The following is an 18,298-nucleotide window of genomic DNA, read 5'->3' as shown; positions in this document are numbered from 1 at the left end:
TTTTATTGGTGTCCGATAAAACTTTTCGAAAGCATAAAAAGGTATAGTTAAGCCCATAAATTAGCTCCTTTGGAGTCTTTTTTGTTTCAGTAAGCCCCTTTTTTCTTGCACAGAGTCAGCTGTCCGATAAAAAGCCTCTCAAAACTCATTGACGAGAACCTGTTTTGCTATTCTCTTACCTCTTGTGGTGGCAAGAGTATGAGATTGTCACCAAAAAGCTCTCCTAAGAGATTGACTATTCGGCTGTCCGATTAAATAGAATACCAATATACTTTGATGAAAAGGAGAAATTCTCTTAGAAAGAGAATAGTTGGTTATTTCTTAGAATAGTAACCGATAAAAAGAGAATGATAAGTCGCGAAAAACTTTTATCGGACACCAATATTTTTGTATATGTTGTATATCTATATTATGGGAAAAGGAGTATGAATCCTCTCTTTCTGCTTAGTATGCTATTCTTTGTATTGTTCCTTTTTCTCTAGGTAGTGTCCGAAAAAGAGCCATGAGAGCTCTTTTGCACCTGCTCAAAATAATAAGAGAGAAGCCATGGATGGATGACTTCCCTCTTATCAATGCTTTTTAAGGGAGGACTAATTACCTTTTTTAGTCCCTTCTTTTTTTCTTCTATCAGCTACCTGCTATCCTTTATCACCTTCTCCTTTATATTTGGGGGCATAAGGGCTTAGAAAAGTTTAAAAAGCGGTTGCTTTACATGGATTTGGCTTGGTGGCTATCCTTTCGGATAATGTCAATTAGCACTTCTATTTGCGCTTGGTTGGAGAAGAGAGGAAATAATAAGTCTTTTCGTAGTTGAATGTCTTGTTGGTCAAAAGGTATTTTAAATAGTTTGTGACAAAGCTCAATCGCTTCTTGTGGAGTACGAGCAATGTGACACAAGCTATCTAAGCCAGAGCCCACTAACATAGTTGGATTGACAAGAGTGTGCCGTCCCGAGAAAAGGCTATTTAGCAGTTTTAGTTTTAGTCCTGTGCTCTGAAAAGTAAAAAGAGTATTTATGTGTGCTGTTTGCATTAATTCCTTCATACGTTCACTGGACGGATTAGCTTCAATTTTTACATTGTTATATGGGCTGGCTGCCTGATACAAACTATCTGGAGGATTCATACCAGCTATTATACAATGATAGGGGAGTTGGCTGAATATATGTTTTATCATATAGAGGGCTGCTTCCTCGTTTTCTTTTACGGAAAGTTTTCCATGATATAAGATAAAATCAGATGCTCCTATCTGCGATGTGATGCTGTCGTTTTCGTGAAAGCATGGGATAAATTTTACTTGTTTGTTGGGAAATTCTTCTTGTAAATAGTTTGTCTCAGCCTGAGAAACTGCGAGCAATAGATGAGCATATTGGACGGTCTTTTGAAAGCGAGCAAAACGAAAAGCTTCCAGATAATAAAATGCTTTCTTCAGTGGATTCTTTTCTGCATCTCCTATTGCTTGATAGTAATGATGCTCGATGTTGCAAGCACGGAATATCTTATATCGATTCCTTAACGATGGATGATTGAGATAATAGCAGGAGTGAAGTCCCTCAAATAGTATGGGATAATCGTCTTGCAACAATCGTTTCAAGAGTTGAGGAGCTTTACGTCCATACACATTATAAGGAAGTAATGAAAGATTGGCTTGCCAGCCTGTTACTCTCGGGTAGTAGTAAACTTCACTACATATAGTATTCAGTTGCTCCGCTTGTGGACGGTCGTACTCAAAGCAGTGGAGTATAATCTTCATTCCTGCTCTGTGAAAAGCCAATAGCTTATAATAAATATCTATGACCCCTCCATAGTTGGCTGGCCAAGGGATGTTAAGAGCAATGACGTGGATTGTTTCTATCATGGCAACGTTTCAGGTTAAAGAATATTTTCCTCCCGGGAGTGTGGTAATATAACCATCCATTTCTAATTCAAAGAGCTTATTAGCAAGCTCTGATGGCGATAGATTGAGGCGCACAATTAGGTCGTTGAAATGGAGAGTCTCCTCTTTTTGTAGTAACTGTAGGATGGGGTTGTCTGGCAAATCTATGTCGGGAAAGAGTGAAATCTGCTCTTCTCCCGACATTTTTTTTGTAGTAGACCAACCCAAAGAGTTGAGAATATCTTCGGCAGAAGAGATCGCTTGCGCCTGTTGATGTGCAATGATTTGATTGCACCCTTTGGAATATTGATCATCGAGTCGTCCAGGAATAGCCAATACTTCTCTATTATAGTCAGTTGCCATAGAGGCCGTTAGCAGAGCCCCTCCACGTAAAGCTGATTCTACTACCAAAGTTGCTGAAGAAATACCTGCCACTATGCGGTTACGTCCCACAAACTGATAGCGTTCGATAGGGGTACCCAGAGGATATTCCGTGAGGAGTCCTCCTTGTTGCAATATCTCAATAGCCTCTTTACGATGTTGATAGGGATAGATACGATCTAATCCATGTGCCAAAACAGCTATAGTAGGTAACTTGTTTTCTAAAGCAGCCCTATGAGCTGTAATGTCTATTCCATATGCTAAACCGCTAACAATGGTAAGGTTAGGAAGTAGTGAGGCTAATTGTCCGATGAGCTCGGTTACAACTTTTCGACCGTAAGTGGTTGCTCTTCGAGTACCGACAATACTTAATTTGTACTCTGCTTGTAATGCCTTTTGCTCTCCTTTATAGAAAAGGAGGGCAGGAGCATCTACACACTCCGATAGTAGTGATGGATATTTTTCGTCACCTATGGTAATTACTTCTATACCCTTAGCTCGTGTATCTTCGAGTTCTTTTTCTGCCCTTTCTATAATAGAAAATTGGACTAACTGCTTGGCAAAACGATTATAGAGTTGGGGGAACTGGTTACGAAGAATTTCGGGTTTATGAAAAATCTCTTCGATAAAAGGAATCGCCTCAAGAAGACGGCGCATGGTAATACACCCCATTCCCTCAAGGCGACTAAGGCTAATATATAAGAAGCCCGCTGAATCATGTTTTTATCTATTATTTATTAGACTTTTCTTTAAGCCAGTTGTACGCATTTCTAAAGGCTTCCATCCATGGCGTTACCTCGTGACCCATTTCGGGATAGAAACCACATTGCCATGGGAATATAGAACGCTCGGGGTGAGGCATCATAGCCAAATGACGACCATCCGCACTTGCCATTGCTGCAATACCCTCTGGTGAACCGTTAGGGTTAGCAGGATAGGCATCGTAAGTATAATGAGCCACAACATTGTAGCGGTCAAGAGACTCGTCTATGGCGAAGCGTCCCTCTCCGTGGGCACACCATACGCCGATCTTACTCCCTGCCAAAGAAGAGAGCATAACGGTGTTATTCTCAGGAATGGTGAGACTCACGAAGCAACTCTCGTATTTATGAGATGTGTTATGTTCCATACGATGCGAGGTTTATGGTCTTCATAAAGAAGTCCTAACTCTGCCATAAGTTGACAGCCATTACATACACCTAAACTTAGGGTGTCAGGACGGGCATAAAAGGCTTCTATAGTAGCTTTGGCACGCTCATTAAAGAGAATACCTGCCGCCCAGCCTTTTGCCGATCCCAATACATCACTATTAGAAAAGCCTCCACAGAAAACGAGTAGTTGAGTATCTTCCAATGTCTCTCTTCCCGAAGTTAAGTCGGTTAAGTGTACATCTTTTACATCGAAACCAGCGAGGTGAAGCGCATAAGCCATCTCTCGCTCCCCATTAGTACCCTTATCTCTCACTACAGCAGCTACGATGCCCGAACGCTCCTTGCGGTCTGGGTCGAGACCGAGTGCCGAAAGTTTGCCCGTAAAGTCGGGGGCAAATTGGAACTGTATGGGTTGATGAGCAAAGTTTTCGAAGCGTTTTTTTGCCAACTGTTCAGTAGATTGGAAACGATCCAATAGGTAGGAAGGTTCATACCAAATGCGACGTGCTTGGTCAATATCTATGGATAACTTCTTGTCCTTCTTGATGATCTCTATACTGCGAAGTTCAGAAGGCTCTCCGATAAGGGCATAACCTACTCCAGCTTCTTCGAGAAGCTCTGCTACAGTAGAGAGTTCTTTTACTTGTAGTACTACTCCCGGATTTTCTGCATAGAGTAGCTTGGTCAAATCTTCCTCTGGAATGGATGAGAGATTAATAGCAAGACCTCCTGTCACGTTTGCGAAGCACATTTCCAATAAGGTTGTGATAAGACCTCCAGCGGATATGTCATGTCCTGCTAATACGAGTCCTTTTGAAAGGAGGGTTTGTACGGCATCGAATGCATCGGCAAAGTATTCAGGGTTAGCTATCGAGGGTGCCTCTGTTCCCACCTTACCTAAACTTTGGAAAAGGGCAGAGCCTCCCAAACTGAGAGGAGCAAAGCTGAAGTCTATATATATCAAATGAGAGTTCTTAGCTGGTTTAATCACGGGCGTAACAATACCCTTTACGTAGCTAACAGGGGCTGCTGCGAGATGATTACAGTACCGGGACTCACAACGGGCTTGTCATCGGGATACTTTTGAGTCATAGAAAGAGAATCTTTACCCGTAGGATATTGATACCCAAATCTATGGCAAACTGAGCGCAGGCCTCTACGGCACGATAGAGGCGAGCATCTTCTCCTTCGTTACGACAGGGCCACATCCAGTTGGCACTTAGAGAAACGCTTTCTAATCCTTTTTCTAAAGGAGCAAAAACGATGTTGGTTAGTGCTTCCGCAATAGCCAATACCGAGCCTGTAGCTGAGTCTATCAATCCTGCTTGAGGAGCATGTCCGATAGAGGTGGCATACCCCTTGCACCCACGATAATCCAAGGCAATAGCCCCAAGGTCGCTAAGAGGAAGTTGTAGCTCTCCACAGCATTGTTGGCGGGCTATACGTCCCGTAACCGAACGGTCTACCTTGTTCGTTAGCCAATCCTTACAAGCTACAGCTTCGAGGCTTAGTACTCCATCGAGATATTGTAGAGGAGCTTGGGCATCGTAGTCGGCATTGGCGTAATGGTGCTCTATAGTTTTGTCATTCATTATGGTGCGAGGAGGCTTAGCCAGCATATCTTCTACAGCGAGGTGGATTGCTTCCTCTCCATTGTTTCGTTTGAAAACAAGCTCTTTACTATCGGTTGTATGACCTACCTTATATATAGGTGCACGCTCACGCTCGGCAATGGCGGCAATACGGTCGAAGTCTTTCTCTTGAATAAGCAAGCCCATACGCTCTTGACTTTCGTTACCAATGATCTCTTTGGCTGAAAGGCTCTTATCGCCCACAGGCAAAGCATCTATATCAATAACGCCACCCGTTGCTTCGATGAGTTCGGTCAAACAGTTAAGGTGTCCTCCAGCTCCGTGGTCATGGATACTGATGATAGGATTGTCTTCTCCTTCTGCCAAGCGCGCACCACATTGCAAACTCTTTTTTGCATTTCGGGGTTGGCTCGCTGTACTGCATTGAGCTCGATGCCCGAACTGAACTGTCCCGTGTTTACCGAGCTAACGGCTCCACCTCCCATACCGATACGATAGTTGTCTCCCCCCATCATAACGACCAATTGGTCAGGTTTGGGCTCTTCTTTTATAGCATCTTGGGCATGGGCATAACCGATACCTCCTGCTAACATGATAACCTTGTCAAATCCATAGCGAGTAGCTTGCTCTGCCTCTTGATGTTCGAAAGTGAGCAACGACCCTGCAATGATGGCTGACCGAACTTGTTACCAAAATCGCTTGCTCCATTAGATGCCTTGGTAAGGATGGCTTGAGGGTGCTGATAAAGCCATTTACGCGCTCCCATAAGCTCTTTGCGCTCCCCTTTGAGGCGAGGGTAAGAGGTCATATAAACCGCTGTACCTGCCACGGGGATAGAGGCTTTTCCTCCAGCCATACGGTCTCTAATCTCTCCACGTACCCGTAGCTGCTCCATTGAAAGGCTCTACGGTAGTGGGGAAGTTGTGGGTCTCTGCTTTGAGCGAGAGCACTGTGTCGATAGGGCGAGTGGCGTAGAAGTCCGACTTATCTGCCGATAGGGGAGCAAATTGTTCTATTCTACCTCCCTCTACAAAAGCGACATTGTCTTTGTAGGCAGACACTAATCCGTTGGGATTCTCCTGCGAAGTAGATTTAATCATCGAGAAGAGCGAAGCCTCCTGCTCTTTGCCATCGATGATAAAAGTTCCATTGAATATTTTATGGCGACAGTGCTCAGAGTTTACTTGAGAAAATCCGAAGAGCTCACTATCGGTCAATTTGCGACCAATACGTTGGGAGAGTTTTTCCAAAAAGGTTATCTCCTCGGGGCTTAGAGCCAAACCTTCGCTCTTATTATAAGCCTCAATATCGTCGATATAGTGTATAGGCTCTACCTCATACTCGAAAGTGAAAATGTCGGCATTGGGGTCTGTGTAGACCATCTCCAACATAGGGTCATGCTCTATATTGGCTTCTTTTTCTTTTAGTTCTTCGATACGGGAGATGCCTTTTAATCCCATGTTTTCGGCTATTTCCACCGCATTGGTACTCCATGGAGAAATCATCTCACTGCGTGGACCGACAAAGGTTCCCTTCACCGTAGGTTGGGGTTCAAAACCCTCTTGAATGCCGAAAAGCCAATTGAGTCGCTTAATTTCTTCGTTTGTAAAAGGGCTATTGTGTTCTACAATGAAAAGAGAACGCTCTGAGGAGAGGAAATAGCTAATCATATAAAGTTTATCTTAAGTGTTATCTTACTCTTCAAAAATAGATAGAGGTGTAAACAATACACCTCTACAAAGTTACGACTAAAAGACGAAGTACACGATATTTTGGGAGGGAGAAGTTCTTCCCGTTTCTCGTCTGATAAACTCTATATATATCAATAGTTTGAAGCCATTGCCTCGAATGGTTAGTTCTCTAAGAGTAAAGGATAAGGTTATGAAAAAGCCCCCGCTTCTTTTCTTTCTAAGAGGCGGGGGCTTTTGGTTGGTTAGAGAAGAACTTACTTCTTGATAAGTTCTAAGGTGTCGAGGGCAATCATCTTTTCCTCATCGGTGGGGATAACTACCACTTTTACTTTGCTATCTGCTGTGCTGAGTAGGCACTCTTCGCCACGCACTTTTGCGTTCAACTCATTGTCGAGTTGGATACCCATATATTCCATATCACGGCATACGTACTCACGAGTTGTAGTTTGGTTTTCGCCCACACCACCTGTAAATACGATAACGTCTACTCCGCCCATTGTGGCGGCAAGAGCACCTACGTACTTCTTGATACGGTAGTCGTACATTTCCAATGCCAATTTAGCACGCTCATTGCCAGCAGCAATAGCGGCTTCGATCTCACGCATGTCAGAAGAAACACCACTGATACCGAGTACACCGCTCTTCTTATTGATCATATTAGAAAGGTCGGCGTAAGACATTTTTTCTTTCTCTCCGATGAAGACGAGAGCACCGGGGTCTACATCGCCACAACGAGTACCCATGATGAGTCCTTCAGTTGGTGTCAAACCGAGAGAAGTGTCGATACACTCGCCATTTTTGATAGCAGAAATAGAGGCTCCGTTACCGATGTGGGCGGTGATGATACGAGTCTTCTTGAAGTCAAGACCTAAGAACTCGCAAGCACGTTGGCTTACATAGCGGTGGCTGGTTCCATGGAAGCCGTAACGACGCACACCATACTTTTCGTAGTACTCATAGGGGAGTGCATACATGTAAGCATGTTCGGGCATGGTTTGCTGGAAAGAGGTGTCGAATACCCCTACTTGAGGTACTTCGGGCATCAATTCTGTTACAGCTGCAATACCTTTGAGTGAGGGAGGATTGTGTAGAGGAGCAAGGTCAATGCATTCAGTAACTTTGGCTACCACTTCATCGGTGATAACAACGCTCTTGCTGAACTTGTCGCCTCCGTGCACCAGACGATGACCTACGGCATCAATCTCTTTCAAGCTCTTGATGCAACCATATTGTTCGCTGGTGAGGGTTTGTAGTACGAAGTCGATAGCCACAGTGTGTTCGGGCATATATTTCTCCAAAACTACTTTATCTCCGTTGGGGAGCTTGAATCTTAGGAAAGAGTCTTCCAAGCCCAACTTCTCTACAACGCCTTGAGCCAATACATTAGCTTGGGGCATCTCCATGAGTTTATACTTTACGGATGAACTTCCACAGTTCAAAACGAGTATATTCATAATTATGTGTAATGGGTTAATTTATTTTGTACTGTTCTTTGCAGCAATAGCCTGATTGGCTGTGATTGCCACCATGTTGTATATATCGTCCACAGAGCAGCCACGACTCAAGTCATTGATAGGAGCAGCCATACCTTGTAGGATAGGACCAATCGCAATAGCACCTCCGAGACGCTCTGCAAATTTATAGGCAATGTTACCTACTTCAAGAGTAGGGAATACCAAAACGTTGGCCTTACCTGCTACGGCACTATTAGGAGCTTTGAGTTTAGCAACTGTCTCTACAAGAGCAGCATCGGCCTGCATCTCTCCGTCAATGGCGATGTCGGGTGCCAACTCTTTTGCCAAGCGAGTCGCTTCTACGACTTTATCTACCATCTCACCCTTGGCACTACCAAAAGTAGAGAAGCTGAGCATAGCTACACGAGGCTCCATACCACCGATAGCCTGGGCAGTTTTGGCAGATGCAACGGCAATCTCTGAAAGTTCTTTAGCAGTAGGATTAGGGGTTACAGCACAGTCAGCTACGACTACCAAACCTTCACGGCCGATATGTTTGGCTTGTGTGAAAAGGAGAAAAGCTCCACTCACACAACTGATACCTGGCATGGTTTTTACAAGCTGAAGGGCTGGACGCAATACGTTACCTGTTGTATTTAATGCTCCTGCAAGCTCTCCATCGGCGTCTCCAGCCTTAATCATAAGGCAAGCTAAGTAAAGAGGGTTAATAACCAATTTGTCTGCCTCTTCTTGTGTCATACCTTTAGACTTGCGGAGCTCCATGAGAAGATCTCTGTAAGCTTCGCGACGAGGGTGGTTTTCGGGGTCAAGCATCTCTGCTTTGTCGATATTTTTTAAACCCAATTCGGTAGCTTTAGCTTTGATTTCTTCGGGCTTCCCGATAAGAATTAAATGTGCTACACCTTCGGCTAAAAGTCTGTCTGCAGCTTGAAGGGTGCGAGGTTCAGACCCTTCGGGAAGCACAATGCGCTGTTTGTCGGCACAGGCACGTGCAATAATTTCTTGCATTAAATCCATGTCGTATCTTTTCGTTGACTAAATATATACTTCTAATAGAGGTGCTTTAGTGAGTAATAGAATATGCAATGTACGACTCACAAAACCGTTGCAAAGTTAAGCATTTAGCGATAGACATCAAAATTAGGAGAAAAGGAGCCTTTGGTAGCTTCCCTTTTTTAGAAAAGCGTTCAAATGTTGATTTCTTGCTTTGTGTCTCATTGCTCTTTTACAGACTTTATATCGCTATGAAAGATAGCTTTTTATTCTCTTATGGCAAGACACGCATATTGACTATCAATGACCTTTATAGAATAGTATTTATAGGGGATTTCTTTGTGTTTTTTTATAAAGATTGAGGCTTCAAACCAATTTTACTTTTCGATGGCTCTTGTTTTTCTGTTTGCAAATCGTTAATTTTATTTATATCAGAAGGGATGAGAATATCCGTTATGACAAAATCAGTCCATGATAAAAATCACATATAATAAAAGTACAACATGTTAAAACGCACATTTTTATTGCTCCTTTTGGTGAGCTCTTATTTGGGAGTCCTATGCGGACAAAATGCTTTTTCTTACAAAGAACAAATGGGACATAAAGAACCCCATGAGCACAAGGGACGCTTCTTTGTAGGAGGTGTTATCAACTATTGGTACGATGCAGACGATAAGCAACACTCGTTCGAGTTCGCTCCTGAGTTTGGTTACTTATTCAATAACGATTGGGGGTTGGGGGCGTTCCTATCATACGACTATGGCACCGAGTTGAGTACACAAGCTAAAAAGACAAGCCATTTTTATAGTATAACACCTTTTGTTCGCTACTACTACTTTCATAGAGAGCCATTTAACCTCTACTTGGATGGCTGTGTTGGGGTCAACTGGTCTAAAGAAATAGAGGTCCCCCACGCCACCCCCGACGCTCCCAATGTAGAGTCGATGAGGGGCTTTGAGGTAGGGATACGACCTGGGGCTTGTGTCGATTTGACCGAAGGGCTCTGTCTGTGTCTTCGTTTAGGATTTATAGGCTATCGAAACAGCTTCTTTGCTGGTGAAGAGGAGGGAGTAGGTACCTCTGGTTGGGGGGTACGCTTCGCTCCAGAAGAGCTAAAGATAGGGCTCGAATTGGAGTTCTGATACGGATGGAAAGCCATTGTCTCCACTTTCGTTAGAGGCAATGCTTTTGAAATAGAAACTACTTTTTTTGAAGAAAAGGCTCCTTACCCTGCTCTATGCACAGGTGAGGAGCTTTTTTGGGAAATCCCCATGTAACAGTTTCCAAGGGTATAACCCTTTCGATGCAAACCATAGACCCTTTTGCTCAAAACCATAGACCCTTTTGAACGTTTGCACGGATGGTTTTGAATAGGCTCGTATAACCTTAGATTTTTAAGCCTTTGTCTCTCGATTGCCAATCCACGAACATTTTGTTTCTTTGCAATGTTATTTCCAATGGAAACTAATTTACAAAAGGAGCAAAAATGAAAATCATTATCATCGGAGGAGTTGCTGGAGGAGCTACCACAGCCGCTCGTATTCGCAGAATGGACGAGAGTGTCGAGATTGTTCTCATCGAAAGGGGGGCGCATATCTCCTATGCTAACTGCGGTTTGCCTTACTATATAGGTGGAGTTATTAGTGAGCGAGAAAAACTTTTTGTACAGACAGTCGAAAAATTTTCGGCTCAATTCAACGTTGATGTACGTACCGAAAGTGAGGTAGTCTCTATCAATAGGACCAATAAAACCGTCTCTATAAGCCGTATAGATGGGAGTAACTACACGGAGCAGTACGACAAATTGGTAATCTCGACAGGCGCCGTGCCCGTACGCCCTCCCTTGCCAGGCATAGATATAAAAGGGATATTTACGCTACGCAACGTGCCCGATACGGAACGTGTCAAAGAGTTTGTAGACCAAACTAAACCCCAACGAGCTGTCGTTATCGGGGCAGGTTTCATCGGCTTAGAAATGGCAGAAAATTTGCACGCGAGGGGCGCCGAGGTAAGCATTGTCGAGATGGGGAGTCAAGTGATGGCTCCGATAGATTTCTCCATGGCTTCATTGCTCCATCAGCATTTGACCGAAAAGGGAGTACAGCTCTATTTAGAACAAACGGTAGAGGGTTTTGAACGTACGCACGAGGGTATTAAGGTGCAGTTCAAGAGCGGAGATAGTATTACTACAGATATTGTAATTCTTTCTATCGGAGTGCGCCCCGAAACGCATTTGGCTCGTGAAGCTAATCTGGCGATTGGTACTACGGGAGGTATTAGCGTGAATGAATATCTTCAAACTTCCGATGAGAATATATATGCAATCGGAGATGCCATCGAGTATCCTCATCCTATTACCAAACAACCTTGGTTAAACTACTTAGCAGGACCCGCCAATAGACAAGGGCGCATTGTCGCAGACAACCTGCTCGGAGCAAAAAAAACCTACGAAGGTTCTATTGGTACGGCTATTGCAAAGGTGTTTGATATGACCGTGGCGGCTACGGGCTTGTCTGCCAAGCGTCTTCGCCAGATGGATATTGACTATCGCTCGGTAACTCTTCATCCCTCTTCGCACGCAGGTACTATCCCGGGGCGTTACCGATGACGATTAAGCTCATTTTTGCTCCCGACAGTGGTAAAGTATATGGTGGTCAAGTGGTGGGCTATAAGGGTATCGACAAACGTATAGATCAAATAGCTCTAATCATAAAGCAGGGTGGAACGGTAGAAGACCTCACACGCATTGAGCATGCTTATGCGCCTCCTTTCTCATCGGCAAAAGACCCCGTAACCCTTGCAGGTTATGCTGCAAGTAACCTCTTGGAGGGTAAGATGCACCCTAAGTATTGGCGTGAAGTAAAAGAGATAATTGCTTCCGAAAGTCTTTCGGCAAGTACTCTCTTTGTCGATGTACGCACGCCTGATGAATTTCAAATGGGCTCGCTCCCCAACGCCATAAATATCCCTCTTGATACGCTCCGTACTCGTCTTGATGAATTGCCCAAGGATAAGGATATTATTGTTCTATGTGCCGTTGGACTAAGAGGCTATATGGGATACCGTATATTGGCACAGAATGGATTTACTCGTGTCTATAATCTTATCGGGGGACTCAAAACCTATCGAGCTGCAACGGCACCTATTGCTCCTCCTCAACATAGACCAATGACATCTTCCAATCCTTGTTGTCAAAAACAGACAGAGGAGGCCCCCAGCAACATTACGCTCCATGTAGATGCGTGTGGGTTGCAATGTCCAGGACCTATACTTAAGATGAAGCGTTCTATAGAGTCGTTGCAAGTAGGGGAATATTTGCAGATTGTCTCTACCGATGCTGGATTTCCCCGTGATGCCGAGGCATGGTGTTGCTCTACAGGTCATAAACTGATTTCTTCGACCAGCGCAACGGGTTGTTATACGGTTGTAATAGAGAAAAAAGAAGGTAAGCCTCAAAATTGTCTTTCTGCCAATGGAGGCAAGGGTAAGACCTTTATTCTCTTTAGTGATAGTTTGGATAAGGCTTTAGCAACGTTCGTTCTTGCCAATGGAGCTGCTGCTACGGGAGAGAAGACGACTATTTTCTTTACTTTCTGGGGATTAAATGCTATCAAGAAGGTACAGAAACCTCATACGGAAAAAGACTTCTTTGGCAAGATGTTTGGTTGGATGCTTCCAGCCCATTCGGGACAACTAAAGCTCTCCAAGTTGAGCATGGGAGGCTTGGGTGGCAAGATGATGCGCTTTTTGATGAAGAGGAAAGGTATTGACTCGCTTGAATCGCTTCGCCAACAGGCTCTCGAAAATGGAGTTGAGTTCATTGCCTGCCAAATGTCTATGGATGTAATGGGAGTATCTCGTGAAGAGTTGATGGATGAGGTAACGATAGGAGGGGTAGCTACCTATATGAATCGTGCCGATGATGCCAATGTCAATCTCTTTATTTAACTTTCGGGTAAATTCTCGTCGAAATGAAAACAATTTGTGTGGTGCGTGATCTTTACAGAGTCTTGGAAAAGTTTGAAAATAATTTTCAAGAAACCTATGCGCTCTCTATCAATGAAGCTATGGTGCTCTGTGCCTTGGGCGAAGAGGGAACTCCTATGATACCTACCGTTTTGGGTACACGTATGGGTATCCGCACCTCTCATCTTTCTAAATTGTTGAGACGCTTGGAGGAGAAACAACTCGTATCTCGTAGTTTGGGGCAGGAAGATCGTAGGCAGATGTTTTTCTCCCTTACCGAAGAAGGAAAAGAGCGTCTGCATCAGCTTGATTTGGAGCAGATAGAAATCCCCGAATTGCTCCGTCCTTTGTTTTGATGGGAACGTATGTAACGTTACCTAAAGAACCCCTGCACTCTCTTCAATAGCGGGCTTTAGGAAGTCCTCAAGGGAGTTTTCGGAGAGCAATAACACAAAGAAAGCCGAGCAACTATGTATGGTTACTCGGCTTTTTCTATCTCTTTCTTACTATGGGATAGTACTGAGTTGCCCTTGACAAAGGCTATTCGGAGAGCTCAATGACTTCCAAATTTTGAAAAGTATCTCCATTGATCTCTACTCGCACTAATGTCCTTCTCGTATGCCACCCAGATATGCCTGCTGCTCCGGGATTAATGTGTAGAAGGTCGAACATAGAGTCGGGCATTACTTTTAGAATATGACTATGTCCGCTGAGAAAGAGTTTGGGCCTTTTCTTGGCTATCACCTTTCGCACTTTCGGTTCGTAGCGACCAGGATAGCCTCCTATATGTGTCATCAATACATCTACGTTTTCGATGTGTACACAGAGCGTTTCGGGATATTGTTCTCGTACATCTTGCGTATCTATATTGCCGTGTACGGCGTAGAGGGGAGCTATTGTGGAGAGTTGTTCGGCTATTGATAGAGCCCCGATATCGCCACAGTGAAATATATAATCACAGTTGGAAAAATATTTTGCAAAGCGTTCGTCCCAATAGCTATGTGTGTCAGAAAGTATTCCTATTCGTTTCATTTTATCTTTCTATAAGAGAAGCATTCTTAAGCTCATACGAAGAACCTAAAGAGAGAAGATGTTGTAATATCAAGATGCTTTCGTAGATTGGAAAGTGTTGTTTATAAAAAAGCCTCTGTTACAGAAGTGCTGCAACAAAGGCTTTGTTTATTTTCTAGAAGGTATTGTTATCAATAGAAGCGAGCTCTATTGTCTTCTACTTTGAGGTCGTTTACCAAGTAACCAAAGGCTCTGTAACCCAAACCTTGTCCCAACGCACGACGTTGTTGCTTCAACTGTGCATCAAGAGGCATTCCTACAGATTTGTCGTTTTCAGAGAGAGGCTTTACAACTACTACTTCGTACTCCGAACGGAAAGGCTTAGAAACATTGTTGAGAGGTGTAGCCATACTATGAGCCGAAATCATAGGAGAGGCTTGCCCTCTGGCAAGGAGGCTTACTCCTGAGATTGTATCTACGGTTGCCTGCATCGCTTCTGCATAGGCTTCGATAGATGTCAAATTCTTAGCTGCAAGGTTGGAGGCTAATATCTCTCCTCTTTTCTCTACAACGAGGCGATCTTTAATATCTTCCTTAACTTCTTCCAAAGGCTTAGTCCCTTCTTTTTGTTGAGCAGCGACAGAAGCAATAACAAGATGAGAGTCTCCACAGCGGAATATCTTGTCATACACATCGTTTACTTCTCCCTTAAGAGCCCAACTTACGATTTCACGAGAAGAAGGAATAGAGCCAATGGTGGAAGAGAAAGAAGAAATCTCTACGTTGCGACGTACATCAAGACCCTTTTCTTCTGCCATTTTTGCCATTTCTTCAAAACTCTTTCCAGAGGCTAGTATTGAGTTTATCGTAGAGTATTTTTCGCTGAATGTGGCATCAGAGAAAGTAATAGGAAGAGCTATATAAGCCAATTTGTATTTTGTTACAGGAGCTTTAGTTTGAGCTGTTTGGAGGATAAATTTAGCCCCGCCCATATCCATAGTAAAAGCTTTTCCTACGGGAACTTTGTAAAGTGTGTCCAATCCCATTTGTGTGGCACGAGCCTCTGTTAAAGTACTATCCACAGCACCAGTACGAGGGTCTGGGAACATTAAGTAACCGCCTTGGGCTTTAGTTTGTGGATCTGCAGAATAGAGCGTTGCCAAATCTGCAAAAGAGGAACCTCCGTTGATGGCTGCCACAATACTATCTGCCTTAGTTGTATTTACAGTATCTAAAACAATGATGCGTGCATAAACCGCTTCAGGAGAAACCTTTTTGCTAACAAGTTTTACCAATGAGTAACGATCGTTTTCGATAGCAGGAGTATTTACAGCACCTACCTCCGAAGATTTCAAGAATTCTACCAAAGAAGGAGAGAGGTTAATTTCATTTAACTCTTGCTCTGTTAGATAGAAATCAGGGGCAAAAGATTCAGAATAGTTGCGGGCTACCTCTGCTACATCCGAGGATTGGCTCAAGCGAGCTTGCACTTGTTCCATCTCTTCACGAGCCGTTGCGTAGTCTTCTGCACTGGGGCGTACTTCTACATCAATATAGTTTACCTTAGTAATAGGGAGTTTCTGTTCAAACATCTTAGGATGCTTATTGTAGAAATCCTGAATCTCTTTTTCGGTAGGCATAGCTGTAGAGTCTGTAAGTACAGAACTCATGGTGCGTACCACAGCCACATCACGGGAAGGTACACCTGACAGATATTGGGCATCAATCTTATTGATGGCGAAGCTACGAGACATAAGAGCAGAGAACTTTGTGCTCAATCGCTCGTTCGTTATCATACGTACTATGGCATTCCACTGACGTTGTCTAAGAAGGAATGAACTCTGTTGTGCAGGAGGCATTGCCTTGATAGAAGCATCTGAGATTAAGTTTAGAAAATCTTTTACCTCATTTGCATTTTCTGCATTTATACCAATGCTTGCAAAGAACTGTTGAGCTTGGTAGGATTGTTGCGCTCCATTACCTGTAATAAGAGCGATAAGCTCTTCAGGGGTAACTTTTATTCCCAAAGCTTCCGTCTGGTTTTCCAGCGCAATAGTTTGTACATACTCTTGAGCCAATTGGTTGTTGAGTTCCATGCGTTGCTCATCGCTCAATTTCTGTCCATTAGCTTCGGCAAATTCTTGCATTTCAGCGAGTCGTTGAGAGTAATCTTCAATGTCTATTTTATTACCATCAATAACTAATGCAGAGTTTTTACTCAGCTGGAGCAGAGTAGAGCCAGAGCGTAAACCATCTCCAATAATAAACGCAAAGAGAGCCACTCCGATAACAATAATCAGGAGTCCTGCTCGATTTCGAATTTTCTCTAAAGTTGCCATATATGTATGATATTCTTTTCTTGCTTTTCGTCTGAGGGGCAAAGATACAAAATACCAACTAAATCTCAATATTTTATAACATAATACTGCATTTCGGGATGTGTGGATATTTTCAGAGTTTATGCCTTATAGTTAGCATTCTTCTTTATTTGGGATTTGGATTAATTTGTCCACGTAATCAAAGAGTTATTTTTATTGAGTCATCTTTGTCTGATGAATACACCTAAAGAAAAAGTTATCTTTGTCTCAATAATGAAGATTTAGAATGAGTAATAATACAAAAGCCCCTTTATTGTTAGGTATTGAAAGTTCGTGCGATGATACAAGCGCTGCTGTAGTGCGAGGGTGTGAGCTTTTGAGTAACGTTATAGCCAGTCAAGCTGTGCATAGTGCTTATGGAGGGGTAGTACCCGAAATTGCCTCTCGAGCTCACCTACAAAACATCGTTCCAGTAGTGAGTGAGGCTATTCGTCAAGCAGGTGTTTCATTGCAAGAGATAGATGCTATTGCCTTTACAGCGGGACCAGGCTTGTTGGGTTCTTTACTCGTGGGGACAAGTTTCGTTAAGGGACTACATCTTGCTTTGGATGTTCCACTCATTTCGGTTAATCATCTTCGGGCTCACGTATTAGCCCATTTTATTTCTGAACCAGAAGAAGAGCATCGTAGTCCTGAGTTCCCTTTTCTCTGCCTTTTGGTTTCAGGAGGTAATTCACAAATCATAAAAGTAGATAACCCATATCAAATGGAAGTTGTTGGGCAGACTATAGATGATGCCGCCGGAGAGGCTTTCGATAAGTGTGCTAAGGTTATGGGGCTTGGATATCCTGGGGGACCTGTTGTGAATCGTTTGGGTAATGAGGGTAATCCTAATCGTTTTGTTCTTGCTAAGCCCAACGTGGCAGGTTTGAATTATAGTTTTAGTGGGTTGAAAACATCGTTTTTATACCTCCTACGAGATGAGTTGGCATTGAATCCTAACTTCATAGAAGAGAACAAACAAGACCTTTGTGCCTCTCTTCAGAAAACGGTGGTCGACATATTGATGGGTAAACTTCTCAAGGCTACTAAAGAGTACAAAATAAAACGAGTGGCTGTGGCTGGTGGCGTCTCTGCCAATACGGCATTGCGTCAGGCATTTGCCGACTATGCCCAGCGTTATGGTTGGGATATTTTTATCCCCAAGTTCTCTTATACTACAGACAATGCTGCTATGGTAGCGGTGGCAGGTTACTTCTCTTTCTTGCAGAGTGATTTTGTCTCCCCTGATATTGTTCCTTTTGTTCGTACGACCTTGGAGCGATGAGCTATCTTGTAACGACTTCGCTGATAGGTCTTTTGGCTCAAATACTTAGTGAGAGAGGCGAAACTCTTTCTGTGGCAGAGAGTTGTACGGGTGGTATGATTGCTTCTCTTTGTACTAAACGTTCTGGAGCTTCAGCTTGGTTTGCAGGCAGTGCTGTGACTTACTCGGAGCAGATAAAGCATGAGCTGCTCGGTGTCCCTATGGAAGTAATAGCACAGGAGGGTGTAGTAAGCGCTAGGGTAGCAGAATTGATGGCTTTAGGTGTGAGAAAACTTTTTCATTCAGACTTAGCTTTGGCCACTACAGGTATTGCTGGTCCTACAGGAGCTCTTCCCTCTTATCCTGTTGGCTCCGTGTGGATAGCAATATCCTATCGAGAGCATTTGGAGTCAGAGTACCTCTTTTTTCGAGGGAAGCGAGAGTGTTTTATAGAGCAGGTCTCCCAAGAAGTTTTACGGAGGGCTTATGCTTTCATTCGGAGAATATAATGTATTTTAGCACGACGATATAGTAAAATC

General features: G+C 43.5%; 10 protein-coding genes and 2 pseudogenes. 5 read left to right on the top strand and 7 right to left on the bottom strand.

Translation table 11 applies throughout. From position 1 onward, the window contains the following. Positions 1–708 precede the first annotated feature (708 nt). From JCM15907_RS09180 to pta, 5 genes and pseudogenes are all read right to left on the bottom strand, one after another. Positions 709–1,857: a glycosyltransferase gene (locus JCM15907_RS09180; RefSeq protein WP_025843566.1), complete on the bottom strand. Its 1,149-nt coding sequence runs from the start codon at positions 1,855–1,857 to the stop codon at positions 709–711. Between the two features lie 9 nt (positions 1,858–1,866). Beyond that, positions 1,867–2,928 carry a DNA-processing protein DprA gene (dprA, locus tag JCM15907_RS09175; RefSeq protein WP_081773845.1) on the bottom strand — a complete coding sequence of 354 codons (1,062 nt, stop codon included), beginning with the start codon at positions 2,926–2,928 and terminating at the stop codon, positions 1,867–1,869. Between the two features lie 58 nt (positions 2,929–2,986). Further along, positions 2,987–6,669: pseudogene (gene purL / locus JCM15907_RS11750) on the bottom strand (phosphoribosylformylglycinamidine synthase). 275 nt (positions 6,670–6,944) lie between these two features. After that, positions 6,945–8,144 carry an acetate kinase gene (locus tag JCM15907_RS09140; RefSeq protein WP_025843558.1) on the bottom strand — a complete coding sequence of 400 codons (1,200 nt, stop codon included), beginning with the start codon at positions 8,142–8,144 and terminating at the stop codon, positions 6,945–6,947. 21 nt (positions 8,145–8,165) lie between these two features. Then, a complete protein-coding gene (pta, locus tag JCM15907_RS09135; RefSeq protein WP_025843557.1) occupies positions 8,166–9,182 on the bottom strand; it encodes a phosphate acetyltransferase in 1,017 nt (338 codons plus the stop codon). Between the two features lie 569 nt (positions 9,183–9,751). Here pta and JCM15907_RS09125 point away from each other — a divergent pair. The 3 genes and pseudogenes from JCM15907_RS09125 to JCM15907_RS09110 all read left to right on the top strand — a co-directional run bounded on the left by JCM15907_RS09125 (position 9,752) and on the right by JCM15907_RS09110 (position 13,480). After that, positions 9,752–10,300 carry a hypothetical protein gene (locus JCM15907_RS09125; protein WP_242396888.1) on the top strand — a complete coding sequence of 183 codons (549 nt, stop codon included), beginning with the start codon at positions 9,752–9,754 and terminating at the stop codon, positions 10,298–10,300. Positions 10,301–10,644: 344 nt separating this feature from the next. Continuing rightward, positions 10,645–13,106: pseudogene (locus JCM15907_RS11745) on the top strand (FAD-dependent oxidoreductase). A 23-nt stretch (positions 13,107–13,129) separates the two neighbouring features. Then, entirely contained in the window at positions 13,130–13,480 is a 351-nt protein-coding gene (locus tag JCM15907_RS09110) for a transcriptional regulator, SarA/Rot family (protein WP_025843554.1), read from the top strand. 184 nt (positions 13,481–13,664) lie between these two features. Here JCM15907_RS09110 and JCM15907_RS09105 read toward each other — a convergent pair whose 3' ends face one another. Both JCM15907_RS09105 and JCM15907_RS09100 read right to left on the bottom strand, forming a co-directional pair. Next, entirely contained in the window at positions 13,665–14,156 is a 492-nt protein-coding gene (locus tag JCM15907_RS09105) for a metallophosphoesterase family protein (RefSeq protein ID WP_025843553.1), read from the bottom strand. A gap of 170 nt (positions 14,157–14,326) precedes the next feature. Next, entirely contained in the window at positions 14,327–16,474 is a 2,148-nt protein-coding gene (locus JCM15907_RS09100; RefSeq protein ID WP_025843552.1) for a peptidylprolyl isomerase, read from the bottom strand. Between the two features lie 265 nt (positions 16,475–16,739). Between JCM15907_RS09100 and tsaD the strand changes: the two genes are divergently transcribed. Together tsaD and JCM15907_RS09090 are read left to right on the top strand one after the other, a co-directional pair. After that, positions 16,740–17,780, top strand: a complete 1,041-nt coding sequence (gene tsaD / locus JCM15907_RS09095) for a tRNA (adenosine(37)-N6)-threonylcarbamoyltransferase complex transferase subunit TsaD (protein ID WP_025843551.1) — start codon at positions 16,740–16,742, stop codon at positions 17,778–17,780. After that, the gene (locus JCM15907_RS09090; RefSeq protein ID WP_025843550.1) at positions 17,777–18,268 is read left to right on the top strand and encodes a CinA family protein; all 492 of its coding nucleotides are present in this window, start codon (positions 17,777–17,779) and stop codon (positions 18,266–18,268) included. The genes tsaD and JCM15907_RS09090 overlap by 4 nt, the downstream gene beginning before the upstream one ends. Positions 18,269–18,298 lie beyond the last annotated feature (30 nt).

Source organism: Porphyromonas gingivicanis JCM 15907 (assembly GCF_000614585.1).
GTDB lineage: Bacteria > Bacteroidota > Bacteroidia > Bacteroidales > Porphyromonadaceae > Porphyromonas > Porphyromonas gingivicanis.
Note: the sequence above shows the minus strand (reverse complement) of the source record. Positions and strands in the feature narration are given on the sequence as shown.